This is a genomic window from Bacteroidota bacterium, assembly GCA_037133915.1.
Lineage (GTDB): Bacteria > Bacteroidota > Bacteroidia > Bacteroidales > CAIWKO01 > JBAXND01.
The window spans coordinates 1-6056 of the sequence record JBAXND010000096.1 but is presented as its reverse complement, the minus strand read 5'-3'; the positions used below and the strand labels follow the sequence as shown (position 1 = coordinate 6056).

Below are 6056 nucleotides of genomic sequence, written 5' to 3'. Positions count from 1 at the left end.
ATTTCTGTAAAAAGTGAATTCGGAAAAGGAAGTGAATTTATTATTTGCTTGCCCGGTTTCAAAATTTGACCTATTTTTATTGTTCCCTATTTATGTAATGTTATGAGTGATGATAAAAAGTCGAAATCTGACCTAATCGGGATGATACAGTTTCTTCGTTCGGAACTGGAATCATTGAAGTCAGGAAAAGCAGAGAATGCAGACAAAGACGGTACTGAAGATTCGACATTTTTGAATAGTTCTTCTGATATCATTGTGCGTTTTGATAAGCAGTGCAGCCTCCAGTTTATTAATAATTCCATCAGTCGTGTTACAGGTTTAGCGCCTTCCGAATACATCGGAAAAACACTGCACGAAACAAAGTTTCCGGTCGAAATGATTGACCGTCTTACTGAAACAATTGACACTGTTTTTTCATCCGGAAGCCTTCAACACCTTGAACTTGCTATTGATGGAAAAGACAGCCGTTTTATTTTTGACTGGCGTTTCATCCCCGAATTTGATGAGCATGAAAAGGTAATATCGGTGTTCGCAATTGCACGCGATATTACCGCTGAAACGGCAGCAGAAGAAGAAATTGCCCGATGGAAAAACAAATATGAAAACATTGTTGCATCGTCGGGACAGGTGGTATATGATTATGATATCGCAACAGGAAGTATTAGTTGGGGCGGAAATACAAAAGAGGTTACGGGATACACAGCCGCAGAAATGGGCAATGTAGAAACCTGGGGAGAACTTGTTCATCCCGACGACCGCTCCAAAGCTCTTGTAGGACTCGAACCACCGAGCGATATCAGTAAGCCTTATGACGCGGAGTATCGCTTCCTGCATAAATCCGGCGATTATTTATTTATACGCGACCGGGGATTTTACATTCCGGGGGCCGATGGCAAGGCTGAAAGAATGCAGGGAATGATGGCCGATGTCACAGCTACAAAGCTTGCAGCCATTGCACTTAAAGAAAGTGAAGAACGATATAAAAGTCTTTTTGAAAATTCCGTTTTAGGTATTTACCTCTCATCGCCCGAAGGAAAGTTGTTGATGGCCAATCAGGAGCTGATACACATGCTCGGCTTTTCAACATTCAGCGAAATGTCATCGCACGACATTGGGCAATCGGGCTATTCCGATGATCTGTACCGTAAATTTTTCAGAGATAAACTGGAAAAATATGAGCAGGTGAAAGGATTTGAAAGCGTTTGGAAGAAAAAGGACGGTTCACTGCTGTATGTTCGGGAAAATGCAAAAGTATTCAGAGATACTCAGGGTGTTGTAAGTTATATTGAAGGAACCGTAGAAGATATTACTAACCTTAAGTTTGCTGAAGAAGCCTTAAAGGAAAGTCAGGAAAACCTTTCGATTACGCTCGACAGCATTGGCGATGCTGTTATTACAACAGGAATAAACGGCGTAATAACACGCATGAATATTGTGGCAGAACGAATGACCGGCTGGACAAAAGAAGAAGCCTTGAACAGGCGCCTGATTGACGTTCTGAAACTCCGTAATTCTTATTCAGGCGAAGCAATTGCGAATCCTGTTGAAAAAGTTATTACTGAAGGACGTATCATTGAAATGCCAAATCATGTGGAGCTGATATCGCGCTCAGGACTGGTGTATCAGATTGCCGACAGCGCGGCGCCCATTCGCAGAGACAATGGCGAAGTGCTCGGAGTTGTAATGGTGTTCAGAGATGTGACCGAAAAATTCAATCAGGAAAAGGCTATCCGCGAAAGCGAAGAAAAATTCAGAAAGCTCACGGAAAGCGCTTCGATGGCCATCATGATTTTTCAGGATGATAAATGGATTTATGCTAATCCGGCCGCTGAACGTATTACTGAATATGCCGCCGGTGAATTATACCAGATGAATTTTTGGGAAATCTTTCATCCCGACTTCAGAGAATTTGCCAAAGAAAAAGGCATTGCACGGCAGAAAGGCGAAGAAGTTACGCCTGTTGGCGAATTGCGCCTCGTTACTAAAAGCGGAAAGGATGCATGGATAGACTATGCCGCTAATAATATTGAGCATAAAGGCCGACCGGCCGGCTTGTTCTTCTTCTCCGATGCAACAGATCAAAAATTGATGAACGACGCTTTGCGAAAAAGTGAAATGAATAATCGCGCGACATTACAAGCTATTCCCGACTTGTTGTTCCGATTGGATAAAGACGGAAACTTTATCGATTATTATACAACAAAAGTTGAAGATTTACTGTTGCCTCCCGAAAGGATTATTGGTGCCAATCTTACCGAAGCTTTTCCGGCCGATGTTGCAATACAGGCAGTAGGTAAACTAAAAGAATGCTTTGATACCGGTCAAATCGTTTACTTTAATTATCAGGCAGAAATCAAAAATCAGATTAAGTTTTTTGAGACACGTCTCGTAAAGGTAAACGATAACGAAGTACTTGCTCTGGCTCGCGAAATCACAACAAATATGATAGCCCAGCAAGCGTTGAGAGAGCAGGAACAATACCTCACCGACTTACTAAACAGTATTGCCGATCCATTGTTTGTAAAAGACAGCGATCATTGCTGGGTATTGGTAAACGATGCATTTTGCCAAATGCTTGGGAAACCCCGTGAAATGATACTGGGCAAATCCGACCCCGATTTTTTTCCGAAAAATCAGGTGGAAGTTTTTTGGAAATACGACCAACTGGTTCTTGATACGGGTGAAGAAAATCTGAACGAAGAAGAAATTACGGTTCTGAAAAATGTCCGCACCATTACCACAAAAAAAATGCGGTATGTGGATAATATGGGGCAACGCTACATTGTGGGTATTATCCGTGATATTACTGAAATAAAGAAAACAGAGCGCGAAATTAATAAGCTGAACACCGAACTCGAACAGCGCGTTATTGAAAGAACAAACCTGTTGCAGGATATTATTGAACAGCTGAAAGAAGAAATAAATAATCGGGTAAGTACTGAAACTGCTCTTGCCGACAGTGAAGATAAATTTCGCTCCGTGGTAGAACAGAGCGTTGACGGTATCGCACTTATAGGTAACGATGGTAAAGTTATAGAATGGAATCGCGGAATGGAACGCATAAGCGGCTTCCGCAAAGAAGAAATTATTGGCAAATATCAATGGGATGTAGAATATTCAATGGTACCGCTCGATAAACGAAATACCGAACGCTACGAACGCCTGAAACAGGTTGAACTGGATATTTTAATGAACCGTCAGATACCCGTAAAATATCAGAATACCGAAAGCGTAATTACCAGCCGCGACGGAAAACATAAACACATTCAGGTTTCTATTTTCCCAATCAAAACAAAAGAAACATTTATAATCGGTCAGTTCTCACGCGATATTTCAACGCAAAAGAAATTTGAGGAAGCGCTTAAAACTTCCGAACAGCAATATCGTAATCTGTTTGAAAATGCCAATGATGCCATCCTTATTATTGACCCTGCCGATGCTAAAATTGTTGCGGCAAACAGTAAGGCCGCGGAAGTATATGGCTATACCCGGGAGGAACTTTCAGAAATGTTTTTGAAACAGCTTACGGCTGATATTGATTTTGATTTGGTGCAGGTCGATGACGTTACGAAAGGGCATAAATTAAAGAATTTTGAAACCGTACATCTGCGCCGAAACAAAGAAGAAATAAATATGCTTGTCAACGGCTCATTCCTTGAGTATAACGGCAAGCCCGCTGTTTCTAATTCGTATCGCGACATTACCGACCTTAAAAAAGCCGAAAAAGCGAGAGCCGCAACATTTAAAATATCACAGCTCATTCACACGGCTCAAAGCACCGAAGATTTATACCGTTCGGTGCACCAGATAGTGGAAGAGCTGATGCCTGCCAAAAATTTCTATATCGCATTGTATGATGTTGAAACCGAATTGCTGGCATTCCCGTATTTTGTTGATGAACACGATAGTCCGCCCAAACCGCGCAAGCTCGGCAAAGGACTTTCCGAATATGTATTGAGGCACGGAAAACCGTTTTTGGCGAATCAGGAAAGTCTCGAAGTACTGAGAACAGAAGGCGAAATCGAATTCATTGGCTCTAAATCAAACGACTGGCTGGGCGTTCCGCTTAAAACCCGTGATAAAGTTATCGGATTGGTTGGCGTTCAGAGCTATTCTGAAGGTGTTCGCTATTCAAAAGAAGAAATGGAAATGCTCGTTTTTGTTTCTGAGCAGATTGCCATTCTTATTCATCGTAAACAGGCCGAAGACGAACTCTTCCGTGCGAAAGAAAAAGCAGAGGAATCCGACCGTCTTAAATCTTCGCTGCTGGCAAATATGAGCCACGAGCTGCGTACACCCATGACCGGTATTCTTGGTTTTGCATCACTGCTGTCGCAGGAAATGATAGAGCCGGTTCCCAAATCAATGGCGCTGAATATTCTGGCTTCGGGCAAACGCCTTATGACCACCTTGAATTCCATTCTGAGCCTGTCGCAGCTTGAAGCCAACAAGGCTTCTATACGCATGGTAGAAGCTGACTTGGGCGCTAAAATAAAACCGGTAGCACTTTCATTTGAAAATGCCGCTAAACAGAAAAAACTGGAATTCAAAATAAATCTTACCGAAGGAATGTGTGCGCTGATTGATGAGAATTTCTTCATTCAGGCAATGTCTAACATCGTTGAGAATGCTGTAAAATTCACCAAAAAAGGCAGTGTTACCGTTTCGAATTCAATAGTAGAAGACGATGGTCACAAATGGGTGGTGATATCTGTAAAGGACACCGGAATTGGTATTGCTGAAGAAAATAATCAGGTAATTTTTAAAGAATTCAGACAGGTAAGCGAAGGCCACACCCGAAGCTATGAAGGCAGCGGACTGGGTTTGTCTCTTTGCAAAAAAGTAATCGAGCTGATGAACGGCCGCATCACGGTCGAGAGTGAATTGGAAAAAGGTTCGGAATTCAAGGTGTGGTTTCTGGCTATTGAAAAGAAACAGGCTGATGTTACAGAAATGCCTGCCAAACCTGAAAAAGAAGCCGGCAGTGCACAGAAAGAAATTGCTAAGCAAGAAAAGCTTCCACTGGTTTTGCTGGTTGAAGATAACCAGATAAACATTGATCTGACTCTTATTTACTTGAAAAAGACAGCTCGGGTTGAATACGCTACAAGCGGACTTGCAGGTATTGAGCTTGCCAAAACAAAAATATTTGATGCCATTTTAATGGATATAAACCTGGGTCCGGGCATCGATGGATTGGAGGCAACACGGCAGATTCGGAAAATTACGGGCTATGAAAAAGTACCTGTGATTGCACTTACCGGATATACAACCTTCAGCGAAAAACAATCGTTGTACGAAGGTGGCTGTACGCACTATCTTGCAAAACCATTTGAAGGCAGCGAGATTACAAAAATGCTCGATGGGATTTTCAGACAGCAAAAATAGGGTTGCTGAATAACTTTTTTGACCGGCCGAAGCGTTCCTGCTCCGGCCTTTTTTTTCTTTGTGAACTTATATAAACTCAACATTAACGATACCGGATTTTTCAATTGAGAGATAAAGAAAAAAATCTTCGAGCCTCTTTTGGCTCTGTCTATAGTGCAAACTCTAAGAAAAAATTAACCGTTTTTTATCTTGGCAGAAAAATTGATAGCGCTCTTGTTTTTCCCGTTTCTGGAAATTTTCATAAGCTGACTTTTTTTGTAAAAAGTTATAGGACTTCGCGCAAAGTACTTACTTACTGTGTGTTTATATCAGTTGTTGAATAGGTTATACAACCTATATGAACAATTCATTTTTTTTAATTTTCCCATAATGAACCGATATATATAGGTAGTTAAGTATGGTATTGTCTTGAAAAATAGCGATTTATGATTTTTATCAGGAAAAATTAGGATTTCAGGAATACCTGACATTATTTTTGCCTCATCTCTTCAGATGCAGGTAACAGGTTTCCCGCCTCTCACAAAAAACAATTCTTACGAGGGTGATTTATTCTACCCCACAATACAACCATGGAATTGCTAAGCATTTCCCGGTCAGGAATGCTTATATGAGATAAGTGGATATTCCGCACATAGTAGTCCACTCATTCCGCGGCAAACTGGTCCACC

General features: G+C 41.5%; 1 protein-coding gene. It reads left to right on the top strand.

From position 1 onward, the window contains the following. Positions 1 to 141 precede the first annotated feature (141 nt). Complete coding sequence (locus WCM76_16560; GenBank protein ID MEI6767244.1) at positions 142 to 5388, top strand: PAS domain S-box protein; 5247 nt, start codon at positions 142 to 144, stop codon at positions 5386 to 5388. The last annotated feature ends 668 nt before the right edge of the window (positions 5389 to 6056 follow it).

Bases quoted from the DNA above. Each gene is read 5' to 3' on its own strand.
- WCM76_16560 (MEI6767244.1), top strand. From the start codon at position 142: ATGATACAGTTTCTTCGTTCGGAACTGGAATCATTGAAGTCAGGAAAA.